The sequence below is a fragment of the Bacteroides sp. AF32-8BH genome (genome assembly GCF_003435205.1).
GTDB lineage: Bacteria > Bacteroidota > Bacteroidia > Bacteroidales > Bacteroidaceae > Bacteroides > Bacteroides ovatus.
In genome coordinates this window covers 52,883-68,933 of the sequence record NZ_QVLZ01000013.1, presented here as the reverse complement: position 1 = coordinate 68,933, position 16,051 = coordinate 52,883, and the positions used below count along the sequence as shown (strand labels likewise).

Genomic DNA, 16,051 nt, shown 5'->3' with positions numbered 1-16,051 from the left:
ATAGTTTAGAGTCCTTCCTCTTTTTTATACTGCTCCGCTTCTTCATCACTAATCCACTCCAAAATATTCACATAAGTACCTACCGTACCTTTACCCACCACATAAATAGTTGTATATAGGATTACAAATTTCTGGCATACATTGTAATAAGAATCGTATGCTACAGGCTGATCACACATTAGTTTTCCATTGCCATAAATAGTTCCGAAAGCTTCTGCTGTACTACCTATAATTTGTTCATCAAACTCTACAAATGGTTTTAACGGATCGGAAGGATCATACTTAATTTTAAGATCATAATTCTTATAGAAGAAATCATGTAATATGATAGTATTATCTTCAGCCTTGTCTCTTTCCGCTTGTAATAATCGATGTTCTGTATTCGTCATATATGCACTAAAGAAAGAAGAAGTCAATAGACAATAGCCTTCAAATGTACTAAGTTCGAAAGGACATGCTTTTTGCATTTGAACACGAGTACGTGTACCGTACAAATCCCATATATTTTCATCTTTCGCAAGCAAATTGAACGTAACCGATAAAGAGTCGGTTTTACCTATATTCTCATAAACACCTTTCATCCGGAACTTTGCTACCCGTTCCCCTGCTTTAATGGTTACCGTATTTGATTCAACCACATATTGCTTTTTTTCAATTGCATTACTAGCCTTATCGTCTACTTCTACGCCAAAAGAACGGTCATAATCGCATATATTTGTAGCTACTACCGGAATTTCAAACCATTTCTCGCTGTCCTGCACCGGATACATAGATAATGTATCGGAGAACATCACGTAGTCGGAACCGCTGTAAGTCGTTCGGGAGAGATCATTACATCCCCAGAATCCGACAGCCAGCGTTATCAGTGCTACTATTCCTGTTATTAATAGTTTCATTGTTTCTCTATATTATCTTTATACATTATTTATTGCTTTCATTAGGCATTAAATCCACACCTGGAGCATCCAACTCATGTTGCGGGATAGGCCATACAAAACGCGGATCGTCTTTCTCCAACTTCAGCGTATTGCCCGGAGAGACAGTCGAGGTTTGTTCTTTACGTTCAAATCCCTCATGCCAACGTTTCAAGTCATTAAGGCGGAAACCTTCCATAAAGAGTTCTTTCATACGTTCTTCACTGACAGTCTTAAACCAGTTCTCTTCTGTTAGTGTGGTAGAACCACCGTAGGAAGAATAACGAGCCATACGTAAAGTAGAAATATCAATTCCGGCTTTTCCATAATAAGCTGTTCCCATCCGGCAATAAGCCTCTGCACGAATTAAATATTGCTCTGCCAACCGAAACGGCTTCGGCATGGAAACACATAATACTCTTTGGCTTATAAAATCCTGATTACCCATATATTTGATCAAAAGCGGCCAGGTTAACGCATGGGAGAAGCCGGTTGTTACCGAACCAAAATAGGCATTGTAGCGTAAATCAGCATTAGCATAGGCATCCAATACCCATTTAGCCGGTACATAATCCGGTTTATAAGATGTATAATCATAATTGAGGAATACGGTACCCAATGCGCCTCCATAGGAATTTACCTCAAACATTACTTTCCAGATGATTTCAGTAGAATTATCATACTGCCACATATACGCAAAATCATTGTAAGTAACCGAATAACTGTTCTTTGTAGCATCAGCTAATGCATACTTCTTACTATCTATCACTTTAGTGGCATACTCAACGGCCTTCTCCCACTTCTGCATATACAGGTACATACGAGCATACAAAGCATTGACTGTACCAACCGTGAAATATGCAGAATTATAGATAACCGCAGTATCATCATCATCCGCAGCCAGATATTCGGCAGCTTTAGCCAAATCATCCAAAACAAACTGATAGGAATCTTTTAAAGAAGCACGTTTTACAGGTCCCGGATTAACGTAACTGGACTGTAATACAACTCCCAGTTCATTGGCAGCCTCTTCATCACTGTCATAAGCTTTACAGAAACACTTCAGCAGTTCCGAATAAGCCAGCGCACGGGCAAAATAAATATGTCCCTTGTAGTTATCCAACTTATCCAGTTGTTCGTCATCGGAAGTAGCCGCTTCTACGGCAGCCATGTTATCAAGAACGAAATTACAACGTCCGATAACGGCATACAAACCACCATACACATATTCCACCTGTTTATTGATAGCTAATATCTCATTACGCCATACATCACCATAGACATTCGTATATCCTTTAACAGCGTACACCTGATCTGCCTGAATATCAGGCAACAAGGTCAAGTAACCGCTATATAGGCTGCTGTTTTTAAACTGCGCATAAATACCGATCAAAGCTTGACGCACATCGCTCACTGTTTTAATAGCATCATCTTGCGGAATAGCATCTTGCGGATATTTGTCAAGACAGGAAGATGCCGAAAGCAATACCGCAACCAAAGCTATATATAATTTTATTTTTCTTATCATCACTGATTTATTTTAGAATGAAACTTCCAGTCCGAATGTGAACTGACGTGACATCGGATATTGGGCCTTATACACATTGGACGTAGACTCCGGATCCATACCCGTGAAATTTGTAAATGTCAACAAATTCTGTCCCTGCGCATAAATACGGGCACTATTCAAAAAGCTAGTCCGCTTCAACCATTTCTGTGGGAACGTATAGCTGAGCATCAAATTCTTTAGACGCAGGAAAGATGCATCTTCAAGGAATCGTGAATCCAGTTGGGGAGTTACTCCATAACGGGGAATATCAGTCACATCTCCCGGTTTTTTCCATCGGTCGTAAAGCATACGTTTTGACTGGTTATAGGCACTGAACAGTCCGTTACTCTCCTGAAAGACTCTGTCGTTGTTAAGCATCCAGCGATCAGCCACCCATGTGAACTGTGCGGAAAGTGAAAATCCCTTCCAGGAAAGTGTAGTACCAAAACCACCTTGCCAGGGAGCTTCATGTGTTTTGCCCAGCATCACCTTGTCGCTTTCATTATATTCCGTAGTAATTTCACCGTCTTTGGTATACCATAAAGCATCTCCATTAATCGGATTAACTCCCGCATAACGGTTCAGATAAAATTCTCCTAACGGATGACCTACCGCAACCATTCTACCGGTATCGGAAGCTACATATTCTGTCACCCCATTATAGAGCTCGGTTATTTCATTTTTATTATAGGATACATTGGCACTCACATTCCATTTAAAGTCTTTGATGCGGAGTACATCTGCGCCGACATTAATTTCTACACCACGATTCCGCATGGCTCCCACATTATCCCAACGGGTCCCAAAACCGGTAGATGTATAAGAAATAGGAACCGCCATCAACATATTGGTCGTTTTCTTATTATAAAACTCCACATCCAAATTGATACGATCAATAAAACCTAAATGCAACGCCACATTAGTAGCCCATGTAGACTCCCAACTCAATTCTTCATTTCCTAACTGGGAAATTGCAATACCTGATTCGTTATCATACTTATATCCACCGGAAACTAAAGCCAGATGCTCATAGTTATTAATAGAAGAATTACCGGATGTACCTGTATTAACCGCAATTTGCGCATTAGTAAGCCAATCATATTTTTGCATGAACTTCTCCTTACGAAGGTTCCACATAAAACCGACTGACCAGAAAGCTCCCCAATGGTTATCGGTACCAAAACGTGAAGATCCATCCCCACGAATCGAGAAATCAGCATAGTAACGGTCATCATAATTGTATTCGCCCCGGGCAAAGAAAGAGAGAAAAGAATATTCTGTGACAGGATCTGACCATGATGAAGCAGTTGAGCCTGAAGCTAAGTTTGTCAAAATATCATTTGTCTGTCCCCGAGTAGTTAACTGGAAACCTTCATAATGATAGTTTTCACCTTCCTGACCAACCATAAAATTGAATGAATGAACATCATTCAACATAAAACGGTAGTTTGCCGTATTTGTAATCATCAGGTTAAGCATATCAAACGAGCTACGCTGCGCACCTCCATAATTATTATTTGGCTTGTAACTGGGGAAACTTTGATAAAAAGAGGTAGTATGACCATAATCAGCACTTAGCTGTGAACGGATTGTCAGATTCTTTACCGGAGTAACCTCGGCATAAAAAGTGGATAAAAGTTTGTATTTCTTATTCGACAACGGATTATTTGCCATCCATGCCAACGGATTTTCTGTCGTTCCCTTCCAACTCCCGTCATCCTGAAGTGCCAGACTTCCATCTTCCTTATAAGGGTTCCAGTAAGGCAACATAAAAAAGACGCGGAAATAGGAGCCCATAACGCATACTCTCCATCATCACTCTGTTCAACTTCCTGATAGGCAAACATTGAATTTGTTCCTATCTTCAACCATTTATTAGCTTTTGCCTCTACATTGGCGCGAAAACCGACACGTTCGAATGTAGACCCTACTGCAATGCCATCTTGATCGTAATAACTTCCTGAAACATAATAATTCAATTTCTCCGTGCCTCCGTTTACAGATAACTCGTAATTCTGCAAAGGGGCAGTGTCATTGTACACTTTATCCAGCCAGTTGATATTTGTCTTACTCAACTTTTCATAATCTTGTCCTTTATCCAGTCCAACTTCTTTCTCAAATTGAATGCGTTCATCCGTATTCATCTGATCCCAATCTTTTGAGGCTAGTTGAGAAAATCCGAGCTGTGTACGGAAAGTAACCTTAGCCGCTTCCCCCATACGCCCGCGCTTGGATGTAATAACGACCACACCATTGGAAGCACGTGCCCCATAAATAGAAGTAGAAGAAGCATCTTTTAATACTGAAATACTTTCAATATCATTAGGACTAATTGTATTGAAATCCGAACTTGAAATAGCTACTCCATCCAATATAAAAAGAGGATCTTTTCCCGAATTAATTGAATTTGTTCCGCGAATACGAAAAGTGGCTGCCTTACTGGGTTCACCAGAATCAGAAAGCACCATTAATCCTGGCGCCTGTCCTTGCAGTGCCTGGTCGAAACTCGGAGCAGGAACATCTTCCATCTTTTCAGCTTTTACCGTAGATACAGAACCTGCGATTGTTCCTTTCTTACGTACACCATACGCGACAACTACCACTTCTTCCACCATCTGTGCATCGTTTTCCATTGTCAAATTTATACGAGTAGAAGCAGTCACCTGCTTATCTATCGTTTTCATACCGACATAAGAGAACTGCAAAGTAGCAGGAGACTTCGTCACTGTGATACTGTAATTACCATTGATATCGGTAATTACTCCGTTTGTTGTACCCTTCTCCAGAACAGACACACCAATCATCGGCTGATTATCTTCCGCCGAGATAATATGTCCGGTTACCTGATATCCACCCTGCGCAAAAAGCAACAGGGGGATACTTGTCAGAGTAAAGAGTACAAACAAGAGAATTGATTTTCTCATCTTTGATACTTGAATTAAAATTAATGAAATTGATTTATTTTTATAGATTTATCTACAATGAGGAATACGCTTATCTTTGCGTAGGAAATAACAATACACCCCTTCCCCCAAAATCGGTTTTAAGCATATTCTGCACCGACCCGGGATAGGCTATTATTATCTATAAATATAGAATAGGAATAGACTAACTTGGCAAATTCTTAATATTGCGCCAAATATCCAAATAGACTTTTCGTGTTGTTGCTGTGTGAATTAAAGGTTTGACCATCTGCTCTCTTAAGTTATAAATTAAACACTAATATCACTTGTTCTGTTTAGGTGTACTTCAATATCGTTTTATTTTGTCTACAAAGATATATATTATATTTAAATAAATGAAACTATATGTCGCATATTTTATACCATATTTCCACTAATGTCTTTTTGCTACATATTTAAGTACATATAGTCCATTAAAGAAGTAAATCCATAGTATATTTCAAGGATAATTAAATATTAACGTTCATTTTAATAGCTGTTTTAATTGTTTAAACAACAATATCGTAACTCATACCAAATAGCTTATTGAGAGGATTCAACACAGAAAAGATAATTATTCAAAACTATTTCCTATTTTTGCACCCATTATATATAAATAAGGTATAAGATGAACTACGGATTTGTAAAAGTAGCCGCAGCTGTGCCACACGTAAAAGTGGCCGACTGCAAATTCAATGTAGAGAAGATAGAAAGTCTGATTGCAGTAGCCGAAGGAAAAGGAGTGCAGATCATTATTTTTCCGGAAATGAGTATTACCGGATATACTTGCGGTGACTTATTCGGACAACAACTTTTACTGGAAGAAGCAGAAATGGGACTGATGCAAATCCTGAATAACACCCGCCAATTAGACATTATTTCTATTGTTGGCATGCCTGTGGTGGTCAACTCGACAGTGATTAATGCAGCTGCAGTGATTCAAAAAGGAAAAGTGTTAGGAGTTACCGCTAAAACCTATCTCCCGAATTATAAAGAATTCTACGAACAACGTTGGTTTACCTCGGCGCTTCAGTTGACAACAAATAATGTACGTCTCTGTGGACAAATCGTTCCGATAGGTTCTAATCTGCTTTTTGAGACTTCAGATACGACTTTTGGCATCGAGATATGCGAGGACCTTTGGTCTACTATACCTCCGAGTTCTTCATTAGCACTGCAAGGTGCAGAAATTCTTTTCAATATGTCTGCTGATAATGAAGGTATTGGAAAGAATAATTATCTTTGTTCTCTCATCAGCCAACAATCTGCACGTTGTATTGCCGGATATGTATTCTCGTCTTGTGGCTTTGGAGAATCTACTACCGATGTAGTATTTGCCGGTAACGGGTTCATTTATGAAAACGGTTCACTGCTTGCACACAGCGAACGTTTCAGCATGAAAGAACAGCTGATTATCAGCGAAATTGATGTGGAACGTATCCGGGCAGAACGCAGGATAAATACAACCTTTGCAGCTAATCAAGCAAACTTAGGGGATAAAAAGGCGGTTTCTATTGCGACTGAATTTGTCAACAGCAAAGAGCTAACCTTAACCCGGAAGTTTAATTCTCATCCTTTTGTACCGCAAGGAATAGAGCTAAATGAGCATTGTGAAGAAGTGTTCTCCATACAGGTAGCGGGATTGGCACAAAGGCTTGTCCATACAGGAGCTAAAACTGCTGTAATCGGTATCTCTGGCGGGTTGGATTCAACATTGGCATTACTTGTATGTGTGAAGACTTTTGATAAGTTGGGATTGTCCAGAAAGGATATTCTCGGCATTACGATGCCAGGATTCGGAACGACCGACCGTACTTATCATAATGCCATCGATCTAATGAAATCGCTGGGTATCTCTATTCGCGAAATCAGTATCAAAGATGCTTGCATTCAACATTTTAAGGATATAGACCATAATATTAATGTACACGATGTCACATACGAAAATTCTCAAGCACGCGAACGTACACAAATATTGATGGATGTGGCGAACCAGACTTGGGGAATGGTTATTGGTACAGGAGATTTATCAGAACTTGCACTAGGATGGGCAACATATAATGGCGATCATATGTCCATGTATGGAGTGAATGCGAGTGTCCCTAAAACTCTCGTAAAATACTTGGTACAATGGGTGGCAGTAAATGGCATGGATGAAAATTCGAAAGCGACTTTACTCGATATTGTAGATACTCCCATCAGTCCAGAACTGATTCCGGCAGATGAAAACGGAGAAATTAAACAGAAAACAGAAGATTTGGTGGGTCCTTATGAACTACATGACTTCTTCCTATATTATTTCTTACGTTTCGGTTTCCGGCCTTCCAAGATATTCTATCTGGCAAATATTGCATTCAAAGATATGTATGATGAAAAAACCATCAAGAAATGGCTTTCTACCTTCTTCCGTCGTTTCTTTAATCAACAGTTCAAGCGTTCTTGCTTGCCGGACGGTCCTAAAGTAGGAAGTATTTCTATCAGCCCGAGAGGAGATTGGAGAATGCCGAGCGATGCCAGTTCAGCCATGTGGCTTAAAGAAATAGAGGCCTTGTAAGGACGTCCTATCAATAGGCTTGTGCCACCGCATTGGCACAACTGTGCCAGCATGATGGCATGGTTGTGACAATACGGTGGCACAGCTGTGACAGAGCGATGGTAAAGATATGGCATATTATAACTCTCCACCTTCCATTACTTCTTTTCTTATTTGCTCCACATTTGCTTCCTTGATTCTTCTAATAATATTCTTATAAATTCGATGAAAGCCATAGCCTCCTTCAGTCATTTCATGGATTGCATCTTCTTTTGAAACATTCTGAAAAATGATACGATAAAACGCACAAACAGCCCCTGTACGGTCAGAGCCGTGGTGACAATGGAAAACAATAGGCGCTTTACGATTTTTAATAATGCGTAATGCCTGTATCAATTGCTTTTCACTAATCGAATGTGCTTTAGTTTTTACCCGGTGAAGTTTTATACTTGTTCCTTTTGCTTCGTCATCATCACTATGTCTGTTTCGTAGATTAAGTACTTCTCCAATACCATACTTTTCTAAAGCTTTAAAGCCCTCTTTTGAAGGTTGCTCCGAACGATATACGCCCGAATCTATTTGATACAAATTTGTCAAATCACTATCAGACAGAATAATCTTATCCGCTTTCAGATTTTGACCGAAAAGAGAGACGGATAAGACTATCGCCAATAAGCATAGTGGGATTTGCTTTTGCATAAGCAATATGGATATGATTCTAAAAAACATTAAAGCACACCCTTACTAGATGGAAGTTCAAAATGATAGATATCTCTTTTAATTGCCATTTTCAAAGCACGGGCAAGGGCTTTAAAAATTCCTTCTATCTTATGATGTTCATTCTGTCCTTCCGCTTTAATGTTCAAATTCATCTTTGCCGCGTCACTAAGTGACTTAAAGAAATGAAGGAACATTTCCGTCGGCATCTCTCCTATCTTCTCACGCTTGAATTCAGCATCCCAAACCAGCCAAGGACGACCACCGAAGTCCAGACAAACCTGACAAAGGCAATCATCCATCGGCAAGGCATAACCATAACGTTCAATCCCTCGTTTGCTACCTAAAGCCTGATAGATACATTCGCCCAATGCAATGGCGGTATCTTCGATCGTATGATGTTCATCTACTTCCAAATCTCCTTTTACACGAATGGTCAAGTCCATGCCAGAATGTTTTCCAATCTGCTCAAGCATGTGATCGAAAAAGCCAAGACCGGTAAAAATGTCACAAGTTCCATTTCCATCAAGATTCAAAGCAACATAAATATCTGTTTCTTTTGTAGTACGACGTACTTCCGCTTTCCGTTCTCCGGCAAAAAGGAATTCGGCTATCCGGTCCCAGTCAGTAGTTGCAAGAACACAGACTTCTTCTAATCCTTTTTCTTTCAAAGCGTCGGTCGAGTCTTGCAAATAAATTGCCCGGCAACCCAGATTTTTGGCAAGTTCCACATCTGTGGGACGATCGCCTATTACAAAACTTCCGGCAAGATCGTATTCCAGATTATCCAGATACTTCGTCAACATTCCGGTACGCGGTTTGCGGGTGGGCGCATTATCTTCAGGAAAACTACGGTCTATCAGAATCTCATCAAAAGTAATCCCCTCCCCTTCCAATGTTTTAAGCATCAAGTTATGGGCAGGCCAGAATGTTTCTTCCGGAAAAGAAGGTGTACCCAATCCATCCTGGTTAGTGACCATCACAAATTCAAAATCGAGCTTACTGCGGATAAAGCCCAAATTACGGAATACTTTCGGATAGAATTCCAGTTTTTCCAATGAGTCGAGTTGGTAATCTACAGGAGGTTCGATTACCAACGTGCCATCTCTATCGATAAATAATACTTTCTTCTTCATAAATTATCCTTGATAGTTTTTAAGAGCTGCCAATAGGGTATTATTTTCGACACGAGTACCGACAGTCACACGCAAACAGTTGCAGCAAAGTGAAATGTTATGGCGATTACGCACTATTATTCCTTCCCCTACCAAATAATTATAGATTTTCACGGCATCCGTCACTTTTGCCAAAAAGAAATTCGCATCGGACGGGAACAGTTTAATGGTACATGGAAGTTTTTCAAATTCCGCTTCCAGATAATCACGCTCTTCCTTCAACGTTTTCACCCAACGTTCTATCTCATAGTGCTTATGCAACATAGAAATAGCTTGTTGTTGAGTCAACTGATTGACATTATAGGGATATTTGATTTTACTAAGAATGTCTATAATTTCTTTGGAAGCAAAAGCCATTCCCAAGCGAATTGCAGCACATCCCCAAGCCTTGGAGAATGTTTGGAATACGACAAGGTTGGGATATTTATCCAGCTCTTCGAGGAAAGACGGAGCCTGGGAAAAATCATTGTAAGCCTCATCCAACATCACCAATCCTTCGAACTGACAAAGTACCTTTACAATTTCAGAACGAAGCAAATCATTACCTGTCGGGTTATTAGGCGAGCAAAGGAAAATCAATTTAGTGTGTTCGTCGGTAGCCGCCAGCAGTTTATTGGCAGAGAACTGGAAGTCATCATCCAGTAATACTTTCCGATATTCCACATTGTTCACATCGGCACAAACCTGATACATACCATAAGTAGGGTCGATGGCTACGACATTATCTTTTCCCGGTTCGCAGAATGCACGAAAAACCAAGTCGATGGCTTCATCGCTACCGTTTCCAAGAAAAATATGCTCGGGGGATACTTTTTTGATTTTCGACAACAACGTCTTCAGTTCGCACTGCATAGGATCCGGATAGCGGTTATGAGGTGTATTGTAGGGGTTTTCGTTTGCATCCAGGAAAACAGAGGCTGTAACTCCTTTATATTCATCTCGTGCCGAAGAGTAGGGTTTTAATTTCCAGATATTCGGTCGGGTTAGTTCTTGTAACGTTTTCACTTCTTTAAGTTTTAAATTATAAATTTTGAATTGCTTTGAGACGAACTGTGACGGCATTTTTATGTGCATCCAGCTGTTCATTAGCCGCCATCTCTTCAATAGCAGGACCGATAGCTTTTATTCCTTCCGGGAGAATTTCCTGAAATGTAATCTTACGGATAAAACTATCCAGACTTACACCACTATAGGCTTTGGCATAACCGTTGGTCGGCAGGGTGTGATTCGTTCCGGAAGCATAGTCGCCGGCACTCTCGGGAGTTAATGAACCTAAGAAGACAGAACCTGCATTTATCACACGTTCGGCCACTTCCATATAGTTCTCCGTTTCTATGATTAGATGTTCCGGAGCATACGCGTTAGTCAGTTCCAATGCTTCATCCAGATCCTTCACTAAAATCAATTTACTATTCTCCAGTGATTTCGCCGCAATTTCACGACGGGGAAGTTCTGCTAATTGACGCTCCACTTCTTCCATCACCTCTGTTTGAAGTTTCTCGGAAGTGGTAATCAATATAGCCTGGCTATCTATTCCGTGCTCTGCCTGTGACAAAAGATCTGCTGCTACAAAAACCGGATTGGCAGATGCATCAGCCAAGACTTCCACTTCTGAAGGACCGGCAGGCATATCAATAGCTACATCACGCAGGCTTACCAACTGTTTGGCAGCTGTCACATATTGATTGCCGGGGCCAAATATCTTATATACTTTGGGTACACTCTCCGTTCCATAGGCCATAGCGGCAATAGCCTGCACACCACCAGCCTTGAATATTTTGCTGACACCTGCCAGTTGCGCAGCAAAAAGGATAGCCGGATGAATATTTCCATTTTTATCGGGAGGCGTACAAAGTACGATTTCCTTGCATCCTGCAATTTTAGCCGGAACAGCCAACATTAATACAGTTGAGAAAAGCGGTGCTGTTCCACCCGGAATATATAAGCCGACCTTTTCGATTCCCACTGATTTTTGCCAGCAAGTTACCCCATTCATTGTCTCTACCTTCTTCCCGACAAAACGCTGGGAAGAGTGGAATGTTTCAATGTTTTGTTTAGCTAAAGAAATGGCAGCCTTTAGTTCATCGTTTACTAATGTCCCGGCGGCTTGAACCTCTTCAGGAGTCACAGCAAGTGCGGACAAGGTTACTTTATCAAAAGCAGCCTCATATTCCAATACTGCTTTATCGCCTTCTGTCCTTACCTTATTTATAATAGAACGAACAGTATCGAACAAACTTTCCGTATTTAGTGCCGGACGTTTCAAAAGTTCTGTCCATTGCTCTTTTGAGGGATATTTAATCAATTTCATGGTTCATATTTTATCAGGAACGAATTTTCGTTCCTATCTATTTATACAATCATCTTTTCAATCGGCAGTACCAAAATACCTTCTGCTCCCAGTCCTTTCAATTTTCCGATAATTTCCCAAAAACGTTTTTCATCAAGTACTGTATGAACAGAACACCAGCCTTCCTGTGCCAATGGCATCACTGTAGGACTCTTCATACCGGGCAATACAGCTATGATTTCTTCCAGTTTGTCTTTTGGAGCATTCATCAATACATATTTTTTATCTTCAGCTGTTTTTACTGCGTTCATACGGAACAGCAATTCTTCGAGCACTTCTTTTTTCTCTTCGCTCATGTTCTTGTTGCCAATCAACAATGCTTCCGACTTCATTACAACTTCCACTTCTTTCAAGCGGTTGCTGACCAAAGTAGAACCGGAACTTACAATATCAAAAATGGCATCAGCCAATCCAATACCCGGAGACACCTCTACCGAACCGGTTATCACATGTATTTCGGCATTTACGCTATTTTTTTTCAGGAAGTTACGAAGAATAACCGGATAAGAGGTAGCAATCTTCTTGCCTTCAAACCATGACAAACCGGGATATTCAATATCCTTCGGCATAGCCAGTGACAGACGACATTTGCTGAATCCCAGACGTTTGACAATTTCCGCATCTTCCTCCTTTTCCATAAACTCGTTCTCACCAACAATTCCCAAATCAGCTACCCCGGTAGCTACCGTTTGCGGAATATCATCATCACGAAGAAATAGAACTTCGATAGGAAAGTTAGAAGACTGTACCAACAAGGTACGTTTAGTAGTGCTTAACTTGATATCTGACTCTTCTAAAAGTGCCATTGTCTCTTCGAAGAGACGTCCTTTGGCTTGTACTGCGATTCTTAACATGACTTTATTTAATTACCAATTATTAATTACAAATACAATCTGCGTTGAAAAACAAAAAAGGCTTACCGCATTCGGTAAGCCTTCGTTATCGTTTATATAGTTATACACAATATCATCCACGCCCACCGATTATTCGTTAGGAAAATGATGATGATGATGTGTAGCTGTATATTTCATATTTCTTTTATTAACTGCGACAAAAGTAAAGTATTTGTTTGATACTACCAAACATTTATCACAAAAACTTAAGTTTTTATTTCAAATTAATGGTAATATCTCTTCCGATTCTACATCACATTTCGAAAAATGCATTTCATCTTTCGACTTTTCTTTCGAGAAAGTAAAGTAAGTACAAACTGATTCTGTACAGACTTCTCCATCCTTATTATATAACTTTGCTTCAACAATAACGATGTTCCGCTTTACCTCTTTAATAGACGCGCGTAATACGATATGAGAATCTTTGGTATCAATCGATTTTCGGTAACGAGTTTCCATCTTCGACGTCACCCCCGTGGTTTGTAGTTTACGAAGTATAACCCAGGCACAGATTTCATCCATCAAGACAGCTTGAATACCGCCATGCAAGGTATCAATCCAGCCTTGATATTCGGGACGTGGTTTCCAAATGCTTACCACTTCGTCACCATCTTCGTAAAATTCCATTTTTAATCCGGCTTCATTATTGGAAGCACAACCAAAGCAGTTGTACCCTTCCAAACCTTTCCAGGGATTTATTATCTTCTTCATAGTTCTCTCTTTTAGTTAGTTTTACTTCCCAAATATAAGCAATTTATGGAAAAGAGAAGCCTTTTTCGTCGATTTACTTTCTGATGCAACGAATGGCAAAGGCTTTTGTATCAACACCTGCATTAGATTCTTCAATGATATCCGTATCACTTTTCAGATAGAAAACCTTGATATCGATAGCGGCATTTGCATTATCCAGTGTCCAATATGCCAGATGTTTTTTCTCGTAATCAGTTTGAAAAGCCCCCACATACATTCCTACAGGTATTCCATTAAAACCGGATAAATTAGTTGCAGGCTGTACCTGTTCTCCCGCTTTCAAAGGTAACCAAGTACCTGATTTCAGCAAAGAAGCCTCTCCATTCAGATAGTCTTTTAAAATGTTCCAGTCTTTCCAATCCGGTATACTCCAATGAGCAGGCAGAATTTTATTAGAAAGTACTACATTAGCTGTATAAAAATAGTGTTCCGTAGTAGATTGCAGATATCCGACAACATTCGCTGTCACTGCATCCAGTCTGGGAAGTGCTTCACCGCCAACATACGAAGATGCCTCCAGATTATCCCGCATCCAATATTGTGTTCCAATCTTCACTAACGGATAATTATGAATGATTCCTCCACGTACATCACGAACGATATCTTCCAAAGCCAAAACAGATAGTACGTCATCTGCTGTCGTAACAGATAAAGAAACGGTTCCGTTTGCCATCACATATACATTATTACGAATCGGCAAAATTCCGTCAACATAGGCCAATGAGTAATCTTCCATATTCCATGATACGCTTCCTCCATTCACTTTTCCGGATTTCCCTAGCAACTGTGCTACAACACCTTGAGATAAGTCCACACTACCATCTTTTTTCATCGGATAGGCAACGATTGCCTGCGAAGAAAATTCCGGAGTAACAAGATACTCCTTACATATTTCAGCTACTTGCTTTCCCGAATGTAACACTTTATACACATTCGACTTTTCAAAAGTTAACTTCGAAACATCTATGTATTTATGAAGCGTGACTGATTCTGTATGATCTATTTCGGTTCCGTCCCAATCTCCGATTTCCCCATTCACTTTGCTCATTAATACATCTTCGGCTGATACAAACTTTATTTCCAATTCGCGCTGCTTTCCACTTTTTAATTGTAAAGTAGATGGTAATGGGCTTATATATAGCTTTCCTGCAGCTTCCAACGTTATGTATTGGTATCCCGGAGTCGCCTCCTGCGGTATCAAAATAAATTCCTTTCCTATCAGTCGTCCGTCTTTTATCTCCCATTCTCCTGCAGGAATAATATCTTTCTCTTCGGAATAACCAGAGAAAGTCTTTTTCTGAAAATCATAACTTGTTTTAGTATAAAAGCCACTCACCGAAAGCGTAGGCTTAACGGATAACATATCTTCCAAATTCTCCCCCTCTCCAGGAATAAGAACAATTTTCAGACGAAAAAACTGATGATTATAGGTCAGAGCGACCGCCTCCTTACTGGCTAAGACCTCTTCTTTAGAAGCAATTAGGAAATCAGAATGTGAATAATCGTCAGGAATATTTTGAGTCGTTGAAACCGCCACCTGCATGGTGCTCTCCCCTATCCCCACGCCACTCTTTTGATAAGGATAATAACTGATTAAATTCAATGTAACTCCATCATCCGGATAGTATACCGACTCGTTAGATTCAAACTCACCATTGGATGAACGTATGAAATGAAGATTATCCACATAACGTTCTTCTTGCATTGTAGTGGTTCCGGCAAGAGCAAACAGACCGACTTCATCCCCTTCAGCAAAGTTATTATTTGCCATACGGGTACCAACTGATTCACGAATATCGGCAATAAATTTCAATGGAATATCTCCATTATTAACACTATCCTCCTCTTTCTCCGAAATATGGTTCACACAAGCACTAAGCAAGATAGTACAAAAAACAAGTAAACCCACGCCCCTTTGTAGGTTATAAAATAGTTTCATCATATTTATTTTTTAATTTTCCAATAGAAACTTTTGATTGAACAGAAAGAATAGCATAAGAGGAAGTATTCGCTTTCGGTTATGGGATACTGAACAACACGTCTGTTGTACTGAGGAATCATCAATTTCAAGATATCATTTTGATGTCTTGAAAGCAAAAGTATATAATTATATTAAGTCGGAGTATAGTTTCTATAGGAAAATTTCACATTTTCATCTATAACGCAAACAATCAACAAGTTACAAACGACTAGTCAGGAACAAAGAATTAAACTCTCACATTATTATA

General features: G+C 39.8%; 10 protein-coding genes and 1 pseudogene. 1 reads left to right on the top strand and 10 read right to left on the bottom strand.

What is annotated here, in order from left to right; genetic code table 11:
• Positions 1-5: 5 nt before the first annotated feature.
• The 3 genes and pseudogenes from DWZ47_RS11275 to DWZ47_RS11265 all read right to left on the bottom strand — a co-directional run bounded on the left by DWZ47_RS11275 (position 6) and on the right by DWZ47_RS11265 (position 5,267).
• Positions 6-896, bottom strand: coding sequence for a DUF4984 domain-containing protein (locus tag DWZ47_RS11275; RefSeq protein ID WP_004305993.1), 891 nt, complete (start codon positions 894-896; stop codon positions 6-8).
• Between the two features lie 25 nt (positions 897-921).
• Positions 922-2,442, bottom strand: coding sequence for a RagB/SusD family nutrient uptake outer membrane protein (locus DWZ47_RS11270; RefSeq protein ID WP_004305990.1), 1,521 nt, complete (start codon positions 2,440-2,442; stop codon positions 922-924).
• A gap of 12 nt (positions 2,443-2,454) precedes the next feature.
• A pseudogene (locus DWZ47_RS11265) lies at positions 2,455-5,267 on the bottom strand (SusC/RagA family TonB-linked outer membrane protein).
• A gap of 766 nt (positions 5,268-6,033) precedes the next feature.
• On the opposite strand from DWZ47_RS11265, the gene DWZ47_RS11260 reads away from it, so the two are divergent.
• Complete coding sequence (locus DWZ47_RS11260) at positions 6,034-7,959, top strand: NAD(+) synthase (protein ID WP_004296903.1); 1,926 nt, start codon at positions 6,034-6,036, stop codon at positions 7,957-7,959.
• A gap of 117 nt (positions 7,960-8,076) precedes the next feature.
• Here DWZ47_RS11260 and DWZ47_RS11255 read toward each other — a convergent pair whose 3' ends face one another.
• From DWZ47_RS11255 to DWZ47_RS11225, 7 genes are all read right to left on the bottom strand, one after another.
• The gene (locus DWZ47_RS11255) at positions 8,077-8,637 is read right to left on the bottom strand and encodes a dual specificity protein phosphatase family protein (RefSeq protein ID WP_032852123.1); all 561 of its coding nucleotides are present in this window, start codon (positions 8,635-8,637) and stop codon (positions 8,077-8,079) included.
• Between the two features lie 29 nt (positions 8,638-8,666).
• Positions 8,667-9,791, bottom strand: a complete 1,125-nt coding sequence (hisB, locus tag DWZ47_RS11250; RefSeq protein ID WP_117513172.1) for a bifunctional histidinol-phosphatase/imidazoleglycerol-phosphate dehydratase HisB — start codon at positions 9,789-9,791, stop codon at positions 8,667-8,669.
• 3 nt (positions 9,792-9,794) lie between these two features.
• Positions 9,795-10,892 (bottom strand): histidinol-phosphate transaminase, encoded by a 1,098-nt coding sequence (gene hisC / locus DWZ47_RS11245; RefSeq protein WP_008648343.1) that lies wholly within the window; start codon positions 10,890-10,892, stop codon positions 9,795-9,797.
• Positions 10,852-12,141 (bottom strand): histidinol dehydrogenase, encoded by a 1,290-nt coding sequence (hisD, locus tag DWZ47_RS11240; protein WP_008648347.1) that lies wholly within the window; start codon positions 12,139-12,141, stop codon positions 10,852-10,854. Before hisD ends, hisC begins: the two co-directional genes overlap by 41 nt.
• A 41-nt stretch (positions 12,142-12,182) precedes the next feature.
• Positions 12,183-13,034 carry an ATP phosphoribosyltransferase gene (hisG, locus tag DWZ47_RS11235; RefSeq protein ID WP_004296908.1) on the bottom strand — a complete coding sequence of 284 codons (852 nt, stop codon included), beginning with the start codon at positions 13,032-13,034 and terminating at the stop codon, positions 12,183-12,185.
• Between the two features lie 258 nt (positions 13,035-13,292).
• Positions 13,293-13,784: a PaaI family thioesterase gene (locus DWZ47_RS11230; RefSeq protein WP_004296910.1), complete on the bottom strand. Its 492-nt coding sequence runs from the start codon at positions 13,782-13,784 to the stop codon at positions 13,293-13,295.
• 73 nt (positions 13,785-13,857) lie between these two features.
• Positions 13,858-15,762: a fimbrillin family protein gene (locus DWZ47_RS11225; RefSeq protein ID WP_117513197.1), complete on the bottom strand. Its 1,905-nt coding sequence runs from the start codon at positions 15,760-15,762 to the stop codon at positions 13,858-13,860.
• Positions 15,763-16,051 lie beyond the last annotated feature (289 nt).

What these genes read in the sequence shown, in the direction of transcription:
- DWZ47_RS11275 (WP_004305993.1), bottom strand. Translation starts at nt 896, where the DNA reads ATGAAACTATTAATAACAGGAATAGTAGCACTGATAACGCTGGCTGTC.
- DWZ47_RS11270 (WP_004305990.1), bottom strand. Translation starts at nt 2,442, where the DNA reads ATGATAAGAAAAATAAAATTATATATAGCTTTGGTTGCGGTATTGCTT.
- DWZ47_RS11260 (WP_004296903.1), top strand. Translation starts at nt 6,034, where the DNA reads ATGAACTACGGATTTGTAAAAGTAGCCGCAGCTGTGCCACACGTAAAA.
- DWZ47_RS11255 (WP_032852123.1), bottom strand. Translation starts at nt 8,637, where the DNA reads ATGCAAAAGCAAATCCCACTATGCTTATTGGCGATAGTCTTATCCGTC.
- hisB (WP_117513172.1), bottom strand. Translation starts at nt 9,791, where the DNA reads ATGAAGAAGAAAGTATTATTTATCGATAGAGATGGCACGTTGGTAATC.
- hisC (WP_008648343.1), bottom strand. Translation starts at nt 10,892, where the DNA reads ATGCCGTCACAGTTCGTCTCAAAGCAATTCAAAATTTATAATTTAAAA.
- hisD (WP_008648347.1), bottom strand. Translation starts at nt 12,141, where the DNA reads ATGAAATTGATTAAATATCCCTCAAAAGAGCAATGGACAGAACTTTTG.
- hisG (WP_004296908.1), bottom strand. Translation starts at nt 13,034, where the DNA reads ATGTTAAGAATCGCAGTACAAGCCAAAGGACGTCTCTTCGAAGAGACA.
- DWZ47_RS11230 (WP_004296910.1), bottom strand. Translation starts at nt 13,784, where the DNA reads ATGAAGAAGATAATAAATCCCTGGAAAGGTTTGGAAGGGTACAACTGC.
- DWZ47_RS11225 (WP_117513197.1), bottom strand. Translation starts at nt 15,762, where the DNA reads ATGAAACTATTTTATAACCTACAAAGGGGCGTGGGTTTACTTGTTTTT.